Here is a 12,434-nt window from a genome sequence, read left to right on the forward strand (position 1 = left end):
GGCGTCGAGCGCGGCCATACGGCAGTCGCACAGCCCTGAACTTGTACTCCGAAGTCGCTGGAAGGCAGAACCCATGAGCGTCAACGTCCGCATCCCCACCATCCTTCGCACCTACACCGACGGCAAGGCCGAGGTCGCCGCGGACGGCGCGACCCTCGCCGAGGTGATCGCCGACCTGGAGAAGAACCACCAGGGCATCGCGGCCCGGGTGCTGGACGACGCGGGCAAGCTGCGCCGTTTCGTGAACGTCTACGTCAATGACGACGACGTGCGTTTCGAGCAGGGCCTTGAGACGCCGACGCCGGACGGCGCGGGCGTCTCGATCATTCCGGCAGTGGCCGGCGGGTGCTAATTCGCGCCATCTCGCCTCTCGCTTGACTTGAATTGCCCCGTCCGCCGAAAAGCGGACGGGGCAATTCCGTTCTGTGAAAGGGGATACCATGGCGCTGATCCCGCTCCGCGCGCATGCCGAACGCATATGAGGCCGCGCCGAGTTGTGCCCGAAGTGTGTGCGGCATTTGTCGCCCAGGTGCGTTATGCCCGGCCCGGCTTGCCCAGGGAAAACGGTGTTTCACCGCATATTGCCGATTCTCCGGCGCCAGAATTCTCGTCCGATTGACCTGTTGCGCTGGGCAGTGGTGCAGATACATTCAGCGGCGGTCGACGCGTTCCGGCGCACACCCCGCGGGCCTTTCGGGGGGTGAGGTCTGACCCGGGTCCGCGGAGTGCGGTCCTGTGCAAGGGCCAGTAATAGGGGAGTTAGGCATGGCTCAGGGCACCGTCAAGTGGTTCAACGCGGAGAAGGGGTACGGCTTCATCGCGGTCGACGGTGGTGCGGATGTTTTCGTCCACTACAGCGCGATCCAGATGGACGGCTACCGCACCCTTGAGGAGGGTCAGCGGGTCGAGTTCGAGATCTCGCAGGGCCAGAAGGGGCCGCAGGCGGACATGGTCCGGGTGGCCGGCTGAAGCGCCGACCTACTGCAGCGTGATGAGGGTCCGCATCCCTGAGGGGGTGCGGACCCTCTGCTGTGCGTTCCGGTGTGCGTCCGGTGTGCGTCCGGAGGGTGGGCCATCGCGGGAGGCGCTTGCACTCGCACCCCCCGAGTGCTAATCATTGCGTTAGCACTCTCCGAGTGAGAGTGACAGTTAAGGACCGACTCGGTGAGGTCGGCAGGCCGGTGGGGCAAGGAACCACAGGCTCGCAGACCGTCCGTCGCGGGCGCCAGCGCGGTCCGGAGCAATCCACCCCTGTCCGGGAGGACCACTTCACATGGCCAAGATCATCGCGTTCGACGAGGAGGCACGGCGCGGTCTCGAGCGCGGGATGAACCAGCTCGCCGACGCCGTCAAGGTCACCCTCGGCCCCAAGGGCCGCAACGTCGTCCTCGAGAAGAAGTGGGGCGCCCCCACGATCACCAACGATGGTGTTTCCATCGCCAAGGAGATCGAGCTCGAGGACCCGTACGAGAAGATCGGCGCCGAGCTGGTCAAGGAGGTCGCGAAGAAGACGGACGACGTCGCCGGTGACGGCACGACGACCGCGACCGTCCTGGCGCAGGCGCTGGTCCGCGAGGGCCTGCGCAACGTAGCCGCCGGCGCCAACCCGATGGCCCTCAAGCGCGGCATCGAGAAGGCCGTCGAGGCCGTCTCCGCCGCTCTGCTGGAGCAGGCCAAGGATGTGGAGACCAAGGAGCAGATCGCCTCCACCGCCTCCATCTCCGCCGCTGACACCCAGATCGGCGAGCTCATCGCCGAGGCGATGGACAAGGTCGGCAAGGAAGGCGTCATCACCGTCGAGGAGTCCCAGACCTTCGGTCTGGAGCTGGAACTCACCGAGGGCATGCGCTTCGACAAGGGCTACATCTCGGCGTACTTCGCCACCGACATGGAGCGTATGGAGGCGTCGCTCGACGACCCGTACATCCTGATCGTCAACTCCAAGATCGGCAACGTCAAGGACCTGCTGCCGCTCCTGGAGAAGGTCATGCAGTCCGGCAAGCCGCTGCTGATCATCGCCGAGGACGTCGAGGGCGAGGCCCTGTCGACCCTGGTCGTCAACAAGATCCGTGGCACCTTCAAGTCCGTCGCCGTCAAGGCCCCGGGCTTCGGTGACCGCCGCAAGGCCATGCTCGGCGACATCGCCATCCTCACCGGTGGCACCGTCATCTCCGAGGAGGTCGGCCTCAAGCTGGAGAACGCCGGCGTCGACCTGCTGGGCCGCGCCCGCAAGGTCGTCATCACCAAGGACGAGACCACCATCGTCGACGGTGCCGGTGACAGCGAGCAGGTTCAGGGTCGGGTGAACCAGATCCGCGCCGAGATCGAGAACTCGGACTCGGACTACGACCGCGAGAAGCTCCAGGAGCGCCTGGCGAAGCTGGCCGGCGGCGTGGCCGTCATCAAGGCCGGTGCCGCCACCGAGGTCGAGCTCAAGGAGCGCAAGCACCGCATCGAGGACGCCGTTCGCAACGCGAAGGCGGCCGTCGAGGAGGGCATCGTCGCCGGCGGTGGCGTCGCCCTTCTCCAGGCTTCCTCGGTCTTCGAGAAGCTCGACCTCGAGGGCGACGAGGCCACCGGTGCCAACGCTGTGAAGCTGGCCCTGGAGGCCCCGCTGAAGCAGATCTCCGTCAACGGCGGCCTCGAGGGTGGCGTCGTTGTGGAGAAGGTGCGCAACCTGGCCGTCGGCCACGGCCTGAACGCCGCGACCGGCGAGTACGTCGACATGATCGCCGAAGGCATCATCGACCCCGCCAAGGTCACGCGCTCCGCGCTGCAGAACGCCGCCTCCATCGCGGCGCTGTTCCTCACCACCGAGGCCGTCATCGCCGACAAGCCGGAGAAGGCGGGCGCTGCCCCGGCCGGCGGCGGCATGCCGGGCGGTGACATGGACTTCTGATCCTCCCGGATCAACTGTCCTGAACGTTCGCCGGGGCGGCACCTTCCTTCCAGGAGGGTGCCGCCCCGGCGGCGTTTTCATGGGCCTGCGGTGCTGTGGCCACAGCTGCCGCCGTCGGTCAGCGGGCGTAGTCCTTGAGCTCTTCCGTCTTCAAGGTGATGCCTACAGGGCCAGGGATTTCGACGGCGGTTCCGTAGGGGTGCGAGACCCGGACCGGATACTTGCCGTTCCTCGGCTCGCTGTACACCGTGACGGTGCACGTGTCGCGGTCGATGAGGAGGTAAACGGGGATGCCGGCGGCGGCATAACCGTCGCGTTTCTCGTCGCGGTCACGGGGGTCGGTGTCGGCGTCGTGGGACGTCACTTCCACGGTCATGAGGACGCCGTCCGGATCGGCCCACTCTCCCTGCCCCACGAAGTGGTTCTTCGGTGCGAGGCTGCCATCGGGGCGGGCGCGGCCCTTTCGGTAGGTCTCCGCCTTGAGACCTTGCTCGGGGTAGAGCCTCAGGTCGGGGCGCTGCTGCATGCAGCACTCCAGCAGCCACATGATGATCGCTCCGTGATCGCCGTCCGGCCCCGGCTTGACCTCCAGCTTTTTTCCGTTGATGAATTCCAGCGTGACGGTTTCCGGCGCGGAGCGGGCGAGTTCCTCGAAGTCCTCGACGGGCATCTGCGGGTGGTCAGCGGTGCTGGAGGTCATGGTGTCGCCTCCACGGCTCCATGTGCCCCGGTTCTGGTGCTGGTAGTTGCTGCGGTCATGCGTGGCTCCGTTCCCGTGGGCGGTTGGCGGCTCGTAGGCGCTGGATGTGGGTGTGGACCTCTGCCGGGGGCAGCCCGGGGGGCGGTGGTGGCGCCTCGCCTCGACAGGCACTGCAGAGGCCGCCGGGGAGCGCTTCGGGGCGACCGGGGGCCGCGCACACGGTGCACTCCATGAGGCGCAGGGGCGGTGGCGCCTGGCTCGGTGTGTGCGCTTCCGACTCCGGTGCCGGCGCTGGCTCCGGCTCCGGCTCCGGTGGGAGCTTGCTGACGAGGCGGCTGCGGGCCAGATTGCCCGGGTGGTGAATGGGCGACGGCAGCCCCGCCGTGAGGGCCTGCGTCAGGTACGTCGTGGTTGCGCCGCGGGCCAGCCACTCGGCGGCCAGCGGTTCGAGCGCGGCGCAGTCGGCGGCGGAGAGCGTCATACGGGGATCGGTGCGGCCGAGCCCGGCCAGGGCTGCGTAGGCGGGGCTGCGGGGTGTGCGAGGGGCGCTGGGTTGGGGGAGGGGTGTGGTCGGCTGGGGCTGGGGCTGGGGCTGCAACTGGGGCTGGGGCTCCCGTTGTGGTTCCCGTGGCGCCCTTTGCGGCTCCCGCTCCTGCGCCGGTGGGACGTCGCCTGCGCTGAGGGCTGCCCACCACGTGTCGTCGCGTGCCGTACGGGTGAAGTACGTACGGGTCACCCAGCGCGGGCTGCCGTCGCCGCCACGGATCTCGGTGATCCGGCGCAGATGCCCGGCCTCGGAGAGGCGGCGAAGCGCGGTGCGTAACGCGCACTGGCCGTAGTCCGGTAACACCTTGGCCAGCGTCTTCACGGAGATGTCCGAGCCGTCGGGCAGGTGGTCGATGTACGCGGCGATGGACGCCTCGCGGGCGGGGAGATGCGCGAAGTCGGCGGGGCGGCGGGGGCGTTGATCCGGGGCGCTGCGTTTGCCGTAACCGGGGGTGGCGCTGGGGTGCGTGGATGCGGGCGTGGGCATGCCGACGCTAAAGTCTGGGGAAGCCATGGGATCGCTGCTTTCGATCTTGTTGGTCAGACCCCGGTCGGTGTTGGTAGCACCTGCCGGGGTTGTTTCTTTGCTGCGCACGCTAGACCGACGCGACGTGCCGTGGCAAACCGATCACGGATTGTCATCCCCGCTGGTGTGCGCGGCAGTTGGGGAGGGTGGGTGGTGGGTTCTACCCGTCCCACCCGTTCCTTGAAAGCAGGGCTCGGAGCGCGAAGCTCGGAGTACGAAGCTCGGCGCCCGGGGCTCGGGGCTCGGGGCTTGGAGATCGGGGCCGACGGTGGGGCGATCTCGTCACCGCTCCGAAGCTTCCTCGGGCTTGCTCGACGAGCTGGAGCTGGAGCTGGAGCTGGAGCTGGAGTTGCCGGTGCCGGTGCCGGTGCCGGTGCCGGGTGTGCCGGTGGGGGGTGGGGTGAGGCGGGTGAGGCGGGTGCGTAGGGCGGTGATGGCGGCGCATACGGCGGCGGCAAGGGGGGCTCCGTAGAGCGCGTGGGTCAGCCCTTGGGGTGGCAGGAACAGCAGGAGCGCCTTGCTGAGGAGCGTGCTCAGGGGGGCGTTCTGCGATGTCAGGGGTTCGGAGTTGAGGATGGCGACGAAACCGGTGGTGCCGGCGGTGTACGCGACCCAGACGCTCAGCGTCACGCGGGCGGTGCGCGGCAGACCGGCCGCCATGGTGCTCGCGAAGAAGTAGCAGATGGCGTACAGCAGCAGGAACGCCTGCCAGGCGTAGATCAGGAAGAAGCGGGTCACGAGCGGGGGCGCGAAGAGGTTCTCGCCCGTTGGCAGGCTGCCGTCCAGATGGCCGTGCAGCCGGGTCACGCACGGCCCGGGGAACTCGTCGGAGGCGCACCAGAAGCGGAGAAAAGGGTCCAGGGTGGCTGTGGCGATGCCGCCGGACAGCAGGCTGAGCAGGGCGGCGCCGGCCGCTGTGGCGACGAGGGTGGCGCCGATGCGTGGCCAGAGGGTGTCCATGGGGCCGCGCATCGCGGCGAGGCCGAGGAGCAGGGGGGCGAGCGGGGACGGGGAGGGGGGCTGCGGGGTGGCGCTGCGCTCCGGGGGCGCGGAGGTGGTGTCGTCCGGCTCGGTGCGGTGGCGCCGTTGGAGGGCGATCACGCCGATCCAGGCGGCGGCCTGACCGCCGATCAGGCCGAGCAGCAGCGCATGGCCCGTTCCGGCTTGTGCGTCGCGGAGGAGGTCGGCCGCCGCCCTCCCGCGCAGCAGCGGGTCGAAGGACAGGTCGGGCAGCCGGAGCAGGGCGAGTGCGAGCAGATTGGCGAGCGGGGCGAAGGCGGGCCAGGCGATGGACAGGGCGGCCAGCCGGGTGTAGCCACTGGCGCGCGCGGTGATGGCGGTCGTGGCGGCGGTGAGCAGTGCCAGGAAACTCGCCGTCCACACCACTTCCAGGAGGACGGCGGCCGGTCCTGTCGCGGTGCTGAACCGGCGTACCGGGGACACGGTCAGCAGCCGGAGGGCGTTGGGGAGGGTGAGGTCGGTGTTCGGGAATTCCGGTGGGATCCGGCTTGCCCAGTCGACCTGTTGGGGGAGGGTGCCGGCCAGATGGACGAGCAGGACGGTGAGGGCGGCGAAGGCCAGTGGGGAGCGGAGGGAGAGGCGGAGGAGAGAGGGGAGGCGGGAGGGGAGGGTGCTGAGGGGACGCCGGGGGTGCGGGCGGCGTGGGGGCGGGACGGGGCGCGGGGCGGTCATCGGGCGACTGCCGTGACGCGGAAGGGGCGGCCGTCATTGTCGATCGTCGTGGTGTGCACCTTTTTGCCGTCCCACCAGGTGAGCGTGGCGCGCCATTCGCAGTAGTGCCGCTGGGTGGCGCCGATCAGCAGAAGGTCGTAGACACTGCCGGTGTCGATGTCCCTGGGCAGGGACATCTCCTTGCGCCCGTACGTCGGATTCGCCTTGCGTGCCTCGCGCTGATGCGGGCTGGTCATCAAGTAGCTTCCGGAGACGGGCCGGTGCAGCGGCAGCGTGTCCAGGTCGACGTAGAACGCTTCCGGGGGCTGCTCTGCGCCGCATTCCGTTGTCGGTGTCGGGCTGCCGGGGAGCGGTCGGCCGCGGCGGAGGACGGTGATGGACAGATCGCGGATCTGCACGGCCTGGTCGATGTTGCCGCGAATGCTGATCGAGGAGCGCACGGTGTCGACATGCGTGATCTTGGATTCGCGTTCCCAGCGGGTGAGGGCGCGGGAATCTGCCGGCTTGATGCTGCTGCGCAGGCTCTCCTGGCCCGGCGCGACCATCCAGAACGAGGAGCAGGTTTCATCGCTCTGCTCGGTGTACATGACGATGGCGTCCTCGCCGAAGAGGGCGTCGTAGCCGGAGGTCACCACCGGGGTGAGTACCGGGACCGCCGCGATGACCAGTCCCATCGCGGCGATCTTGTTGGTGGTGCCGAGCGCGGCGAAGCGTCGCCAGAGCCGGACCGGTAACCCTGGCCGTTGAGACGGGGCGGACGGCTCGGGTGCCGGGGGCTCGGGTGGGGGCTGTTGAGCGGGTGGCGGGGTGGCGGGGTCCTGGTCCGGCGGTGGCGGTGTTCTTGGCGCGTCGCCGGTCATAGCCCTCAACTCCCCGTGCTGCCCTGGCCCTTGGAACGGGAGGGTACCGGGCGGAATCCAGCCACAGCACGGGGGTGTCCGTTCAGGTGGGTCAGCTGGGCACCGATTCCTTCTCCGGGCCCATCGGTTCGGGTGCGGCAGGCGGTTCGGGTGCGGTCGCCGGGGCGGGTGAGGCGTGCGCCTCGGAGGCGGCGGCGGGCTCGGGTGCGGCGTTGAGGTCCGTCAGCATCTGCTTGCTGAAGCCGAAGAAGTAGGTGGCGAGGAAGCCGACCAGATAGCCGACGGCCAGGCCGATGGCGTAGACGGTGATCGTGGTGCCGATGCCTTGGTTGCCCTTGACCAGGGGGAAGAGGGCCCAGCCGGACGGGCCGATGGCGGTGGAGCCGACGGCGTCGCCGAGTTGGTTGAACAGGCCGACGAAGCCGCCACCGAATGCTCCGCCGACGCAGGCGGTGATGAAGGGGCGGCCGAGGGGGAGTGACACGCCGTAGATCAGGGGCTCGCCGACGCCCAGGAAGCCTGCCGGGAGGGCGGACTTGATGGTCGTACGGAGGGAGCCGTTGCGCGGGAGGCGGAGGTAGACGGCGAGTGCGGCACCGACCTGGCCCGCGCCTGCCATGGCGAGGATGGGCAGCAGAACGGTGTAGCCCTGCTGCTCGATGAGGGTGGTGTGGATGGGGATCAGTGCCTGGTGGAGGCCCAGCATGACCAGGGGCAGGAACAGGCCGCCGAGGACGAAGCCGGCGAAGGCGCCGCCGTGTGCGAGCAGCCAGTTGGCGAAGCTGCCGATGGCGGTGGATACCTCCCCGGCGGCGTACATCAGGCCGAAGATGGTGACCAGGCCGGTCAGGAGGACCGTGAGGGTGGGGGTGACGAGGACGTCGAGCGCCTCGGGCACCCACTTGCGGCACCACTTCTCCACCTGGACGGCGAGCAGGGCCGCGGCCAGTGCGCCGAGGACGCCGCCCTGGCCGGGGGAGAGCTTCTGGCCGAAGGCGGTGATGTTCGCGACGCCGGGGAAGACGATGATCGCGGCGACCGCGCCGCCCAGGATGGGGGTGCCGCCGAACTCCTTGGCGGTGTTGTAGCCGACGAACACGGCGATCAGCGACATGAATCCGGAGGCCATGGCGGCCAGTGCCGGGACGACCGAGGGCAGCCAGCCGAGGTTGGTCAGCAGGCCGTTGATGCCCGCGACGATGCCGCAGCCGATCAGGGCCGGAATCAGCGGGACGAAGATGTTGGCGATCCGGCGCAGGAAGAGCTTGACCGGGGTGGCGTTCTTCGCCTTCTGGCGGGCCTTGAGCGCGGCGCCCTGGGCGGCCAGTTCATCGGCGGTGGTGGAGTGCGACGCGGCGGGGCCGGACGTCGGGGCCGGGGTGGCGGTGGCGGTGGCGGGCTCAGGTTCGGAGGGTGCGGCGGTGGCCGGTTCGGGGGTGGCGGCGCGCGCCTCCTCCACCAGTCGCTCGAACTCGGGAGTGACCCGGGCGACCGTCCCCGGGCCCAGCACGATCTGGTAGGTGTCGTCCTCGACCACACCCATCACGGCCGGCAGTGCTTGCAGGGCCTCGTCCTGGACCAGGGAGCGGTCCACGATGCCGAGGCGGAGCCTGGTCATGCAGTGGGCGATGGAGGTGAGGTTCCCGGCGCCGCCGACGAGGGGGAGGATCGCGGCGGCGGTGGCGCGGTTCTTGTCTTCGGTCATGTGCGGTGCCTTGCTGTGCGAGCGACCAGGGGGCGGGTCAGCTGTTCCGCGCGGCTTGAAGGGCTGCGCGGAGATGGCCGTGGGAATCGTGGAGGAGGCGGGTGGCGGTCGGACCGTCGACCTCGCCGAGGAGGGTGAGGATGGCGTTCTTCACCTCGCCGTCCGTCGCGGCGAGGGCCGCCTCGATCTCCTGATCGGAGGCGCCGGTGGCCAGCGCGACGATGCGCCGGGAGCGGGCCCGAAGCTTTTCGTTGGAGGCGCGGACGTCGACCATCAGGTTTCCGTAGGTCTTGCCCAGCCGGATCATGGTGATCGTCGAGAGCATGTTGAGCACCAGCTTCTGGGCCGTGCCCGCCTTCAGCCGGGTGGAGCCGGTCAGCAGCTCGGGGCCGACGACGACCTCGATGCCGTGCTCGGCGGACGCGGCCAGCTCCGAGTCGGCGTTGCAGGACAGGCCGATGGTCAGCGCGCCCAGCGAACGGGCGTGCTCGACGGCCCCGATGGCGTACGGCGTGCGGCCGGAGGCGGAGATGCCGACGACGGTGTCCCGGTCCGTCAGGCCGATCGTCGACAGATCCTCGGCGGCGAACTTCTTGCTGTCCTCGGCGCCCTCGACGGCGGTCACCATCGCGGACGGGCCGCCCGCGATCAGCCCGAGCACCTCGGAGGGGTCGGTGTTGAACGTCGGCGGGCACTCGCTGGCGTCCAGCACCCCGAGCCGCCCGGCCGTGCCGGCGCCGGCGTAGATCAGCCGGCCGCCGTCGGCCATCCGCGCGGCGGTGGCGTCGATGGCGGCGGCGATCTGCGGGAGCTGCCCGGCGACGGCGGCGGGGACCTGGGCGTCCTCGCCGTTCATCGTCCGGGCGATCTCCAGCGTGGCGCACCTGTCGATCTCGGCGAGCTCCGGCCGGAACGCCTCGGTGGTGAGGGTGTCCAGCTGGGCCCGCAGCTGTGCGTGTTCGACGGGGGAAGTCATGGGTGTCGGCTCTTTCCGGGCTCGTACGGCTCAGTACGACGTGATCTGTGCGGGGCGTGGCGGCAGTGGGCAGGGAGGCTCAGTGCTGGAGCCCAGCGCTGAGTCCCGGTGCTGAGTCCCAGTGCTCGGGCTCAGCGAGGGGAGCGCGGGGAGTGGCGGTGTGCGAGGGCTTCGTAGGACGCGGACAGGGCGGGCGCCGCGGTCTCGTACGTGCGCTGCGCGACTCCTATGAACAGGCAGTCGACGACCAGGAGTTGGCTCGTCCTGGAGGACATCGCGGCCGGTCGCAGCTCGCTCTCGCGGGCGGTGGAGGTGGTCAGGATGTAGTCGGCGTAGGAGGCGATCTCACCGTCGGGTCGGCCGGTGATCGCGATGGTCGTGGCGCCGTGGTCGAAGGCGACCCGCAGCGGCTCTATGACATCGGTGGTGCGCCCGGAGTGGGTGATGGCGATGGCGACATCGCCGGTCCGCATCTGCACGGCGTTCGTCACGGCGAGGTGCGGGTCGGCGTGCGCATGCGCGATCAGGCCGATGCGCAGCAGCTTCTGGGCGAGGTCCTGGCCGACGAGGTTGGACGCGCCGATGCCGTAGACGTCGATGCGACGGGCCGCGGAGAGCGCGCCGACGGCGGCTTCGAGCTGGGTGACGTCCAGACCGGCCGCGGTGTCGGCGAGGCACTGCTGCTCTTCCTGGGCGAGCTTGGCGACGACATCGGTCAGGGAGTCGTCGACCGCTATGTCGGCCGTCACGGCCGGCGCGCCACCGGCCGCCTGCTGCGCGGCGAGTGCGGCGAGCGCCAGGCGCAGATCGCGGTAGCCGGGGTAGCCGAGCAGCCGCGAGGTCCGCACGACGGTGGCCTCGCTCGTGCCGGTGCGTTCCGCGAGGCCGGTGACGGTGAGGGCGGCACAGCCGGCCGGGTCACCCGCGACCGCTTCGGCGACCCGCTGCATGGAGCGGGTCATCGTCGGGGCGAGGGTGCGGACCTTGGCTGCCAGCGCCGCGGGGGCGGGTGGGGCCGGGGCCGGCCGGGTCTCGGCGGCCACGTCCTTGAAAGTTTCCTTCAGGCTGCTGCTCACAGCTGAAAAGTAATTTCATAGACGTCGCGCGTCAATACCCTCCGAGAGACCTGTGGACAAGCGGCGTGGCGCGCATCGACCTGTGGATGACGGTGGGGTGCGGCGCGGGTCCGCGAGACAATGGACGGCATGGAGCTGGAACAGGCATTGCATGCCGCGCGAGCGTTGGTGCTCGCCGACCTGATGGCGGACGACGTCGCGGACGCCGACATCGTCTCGCTCGTCGAGGACGCGGTCGTCCACCGCCGATGGTGGGTCGAGCAGTGGCCTGAAGGTGTCGGATTCGTCGCGGGACTGATAGCGCAGGACGTCCAGGACGCGTTGCTGGAGAGGTATGGCCGCTGGCCGTTGTGCCCCGTCTGCACCCAGTCCGGGGACCCGCACGCGCTGGATGTCGAGCCGGAGTTGGGGCCCGATCCGCATTGGGTCTGCCCCAAGACGGCGGTCGCGGTGGCCCGCGTCGGCAGGCTGCGCGCCCCCACCGAGGGCTGACGCGGTGACCGGGTCGGAGAGCTGACGTGGCGATCTATATCGATCCGCCGACGTGGCCGGGCCACGGACGGATGTGGTCGCACCTGGTCAGCGATACCTCCTTCGAGGAGCTGCACGGCTTCGCGGCCGCCCTCGGTGCGCCCAGGCGTGCCTTCGAGCGTGATCACTACGACCTGCCCGCGGAGCGGTACGCCGACGCGGTGCGCGCCGGGGCGGTGGAGATCGGCAGCAAGGAGCTCGTCCGCCTGCTGACTGCCGCGGGGCTGCGCAGGCCCAAACACCGCCCGAGGCCCGCGGCCGCCGGCGAGGAGGGCGCGCCCGGTGCGCCCGCCCGCGGCGCGTCGCAACGCCGGGGCGACGGGTCGCCCGCGCACGATGGGCCCAGTTCGTGAGGCGCACCGAAAGGGACAGCCATGTCAGCCACGGAACCGGCCACCACGCTCACCACGAGGTACAGCAGCGAGGACGCCACCCCCACCGCGTGGTCCGCGGCGGTGGGCGGCCTGACGGAGGCGGAGATCTTCTGGCTCAGCACCGTCCGGCCCGACGGCCGCCCGCATGTCACCCCGCTGCTCGCCGTCTGGGCGGACGGCGCCCTCCACTTCTGCACCGGCGCTGACGAGCGCAAGGCCAAGAACCTCGCGGCCAATGCCCGGTGCGTGCTGACCACCTCGACGGCCGGCGGCAACGACCTGCACGCCGGACTCGACGTGATCGTCGAAGGGGAGGCGGTGCAGGTCCAGGACGAGACCACGCTGCGCGGGCTGGCCGAGCTGTACGCCGCCAAGTACGGCAGCGACTGGCACTTCGACGTACGCGACGGCGCGTTCTACGGCGCCGGCGACCGGGCCGACGTCTTCCGCGTCGAGCCCGTCAGGGCCTTCGGCTTCGGTCGCGGGGAGACCTACAGCCAGACCCGCTGGAGCTTCGACGGCGAGGGGTGAGGTGAGGGGGAAGGGCGC

General features: G+C 70.1%; 13 protein-coding genes. 6 read left to right on the forward strand and 7 right to left on the reverse strand.

From position 1 onward, the window contains the following. Positions 1–73: 73 nt before the first annotated feature. From ACH4FH_RS09795 to groL, 3 genes are all read left to right on the forward strand, one after another. Complete coding sequence (locus tag ACH4FH_RS09795) at positions 74–352, forward strand: MoaD/ThiS family protein (RefSeq protein WP_398555249.1); 279 nt, start codon at positions 74–76, stop codon at positions 350–352. Positions 353–765: 413 nt separating this feature from the next. Then, the gene (locus ACH4FH_RS09800) at positions 766–969 is read left to right on the forward strand and encodes a cold-shock protein (RefSeq protein ID WP_003986833.1); all 204 of its coding nucleotides are present in this window, start codon (positions 766–768) and stop codon (positions 967–969) included. Between the two features lie 304 nt (positions 970–1,273). After that, positions 1,274–2,899: a chaperonin GroEL gene (gene groL / locus ACH4FH_RS09805; RefSeq protein ID WP_398555250.1), complete on the forward strand. Its 1,626-nt coding sequence runs from the start codon at positions 1,274–1,276 to the stop codon at positions 2,897–2,899. A gap of 118 nt (positions 2,900–3,017) precedes the next feature. Here groL and ACH4FH_RS09810 read toward each other — a convergent pair whose 3' ends face one another. From ACH4FH_RS09810 to ACH4FH_RS09840, 7 genes are all read right to left on the reverse strand, one after another. After that, on the reverse strand, positions 3,018–3,599 hold the full coding sequence (locus tag ACH4FH_RS09810; protein ID WP_398555251.1) for a Uma2 family endonuclease: 582 nt from the start codon (positions 3,597–3,599) through the stop codon (positions 3,018–3,020). 55 nt (positions 3,600–3,654) lie between these two features. Then, positions 3,655–4,632, reverse strand: a complete 978-nt coding sequence (locus tag ACH4FH_RS09815; RefSeq protein ID WP_398555252.1) for a hypothetical protein — start codon at positions 4,630–4,632, stop codon at positions 3,655–3,657. Between the two features lie 321 nt (positions 4,633–4,953). Next, on the reverse strand, positions 4,954–6,363 hold the full coding sequence (locus ACH4FH_RS09820; protein ID WP_398555253.1) for a hypothetical protein: 1,410 nt from the start codon (positions 6,361–6,363) through the stop codon (positions 4,954–4,956). Beyond that, positions 6,360–7,223: a hypothetical protein gene (locus tag ACH4FH_RS09825; RefSeq protein ID WP_398555254.1), complete on the reverse strand. Its 864-nt coding sequence runs from the start codon at positions 7,221–7,223 to the stop codon at positions 6,360–6,362. Before ACH4FH_RS09825 ends, ACH4FH_RS09820 begins: the two co-directional genes overlap by 4 nt. A gap of 91 nt (positions 7,224–7,314) precedes the next feature. After that, positions 7,315–8,928, reverse strand: a complete 1,614-nt coding sequence (locus tag ACH4FH_RS09830) for a PTS transporter subunit EIIC (RefSeq protein ID WP_398555255.1) — start codon at positions 8,926–8,928, stop codon at positions 7,315–7,317. A 37-nt stretch (positions 8,929–8,965) separates the two neighbouring features. Next, complete coding sequence (murQ, locus tag ACH4FH_RS09835) at positions 8,966–9,904, reverse strand: N-acetylmuramic acid 6-phosphate etherase (RefSeq protein ID WP_398555256.1); 939 nt, start codon at positions 9,902–9,904, stop codon at positions 8,966–8,968. A 131-nt stretch (positions 9,905–10,035) separates the two neighbouring features. Continuing rightward, complete coding sequence (locus ACH4FH_RS09840; protein ID WP_398555257.1) at positions 10,036–10,980, reverse strand: MurR/RpiR family transcriptional regulator; 945 nt, start codon at positions 10,978–10,980, stop codon at positions 10,036–10,038. A 129-nt stretch (positions 10,981–11,109) separates the two neighbouring features. Between ACH4FH_RS09840 and ACH4FH_RS09845 the strand changes: the two genes are divergently transcribed. The 3 genes from ACH4FH_RS09845 to ACH4FH_RS09855 are packed head-to-tail and all read left to right on the forward strand — an operon-like array spanning position 11,110 to position 12,416. Beyond that, positions 11,110–11,472, forward strand: a complete 363-nt coding sequence (locus tag ACH4FH_RS09845) for a hypothetical protein (protein WP_398555258.1) — start codon at positions 11,110–11,112, stop codon at positions 11,470–11,472. 26 nt (positions 11,473–11,498) lie between these two features. Continuing rightward, on the forward strand, positions 11,499–11,864 hold the full coding sequence (locus tag ACH4FH_RS09850; protein ID WP_398555259.1) for a DUF4031 domain-containing protein: 366 nt from the start codon (positions 11,499–11,501) through the stop codon (positions 11,862–11,864). A 21-nt stretch (positions 11,865–11,885) separates the two neighbouring features. Continuing rightward, positions 11,886–12,416 carry a pyridoxamine 5'-phosphate oxidase family protein gene (locus tag ACH4FH_RS09855; RefSeq protein ID WP_398555260.1) on the forward strand — a complete coding sequence of 177 codons (531 nt, stop codon included), beginning with the start codon at positions 11,886–11,888 and terminating at the stop codon, positions 12,414–12,416. Positions 12,417–12,434 lie beyond the last annotated feature (18 nt).

This window comes from Streptomyces sp. NPDC017993, assembly GCF_044328065.1.
Taxonomy (GTDB): domain Bacteria; phylum Actinomycetota; class Actinomycetes; order Streptomycetales; family Streptomycetaceae; genus Streptomyces.

What these genes read in the sequence shown, in the direction of transcription:
- ACH4FH_RS09795 (WP_398555249.1), top strand. Translation starts at nt 74, where the DNA reads ATGAGCGTCAACGTCCGCATCCCCACCATCCTTCGCACCTACACCGAC.
- ACH4FH_RS09800 (WP_003986833.1), top strand. Translation starts at nt 766, where the DNA reads ATGGCTCAGGGCACCGTCAAGTGGTTCAACGCGGAGAAGGGGTACGGC.
- groL (WP_398555250.1), top strand. Translation starts at nt 1,274, where the DNA reads ATGGCCAAGATCATCGCGTTCGACGAGGAGGCACGGCGCGGTCTCGAG.
- ACH4FH_RS09810 (WP_398555251.1), bottom strand. Translation starts at nt 3,599, where the DNA reads ATGACCTCCAGCACCGCTGACCACCCGCAGATGCCCGTCGAGGACTTC.
- ACH4FH_RS09815 (WP_398555252.1), bottom strand. Translation starts at nt 4,632, where the DNA reads ATGCCCACGCCCGCATCCACGCACCCCAGCGCCACCCCCGGTTACGGC.
- ACH4FH_RS09820 (WP_398555253.1), bottom strand. Translation starts at nt 6,363, where the DNA reads ATGACCGCCCCGCGCCCCGTCCCGCCCCCACGCCGCCCGCACCCCCGG.
- ACH4FH_RS09825 (WP_398555254.1), bottom strand. Translation starts at nt 7,223, where the DNA reads ATGACCGGCGACGCGCCAAGAACACCGCCACCGCCGGACCAGGACCCC.
- ACH4FH_RS09830 (WP_398555255.1), bottom strand. Translation starts at nt 8,928, where the DNA reads ATGACCGAAGACAAGAACCGCGCCACCGCCGCCGCGATCCTCCCCCTC.
- murQ (WP_398555256.1), bottom strand. Translation starts at nt 9,904, where the DNA reads ATGACTTCCCCCGTCGAACACGCACAGCTGCGGGCCCAGCTGGACACC.
- ACH4FH_RS09845 (WP_398555258.1), top strand. Translation starts at nt 11,110, where the DNA reads ATGGAGCTGGAACAGGCATTGCATGCCGCGCGAGCGTTGGTGCTCGCC.
- ACH4FH_RS09855 (WP_398555260.1), top strand. Translation starts at nt 11,886, where the DNA reads ATGTCAGCCACGGAACCGGCCACCACGCTCACCACGAGGTACAGCAGC.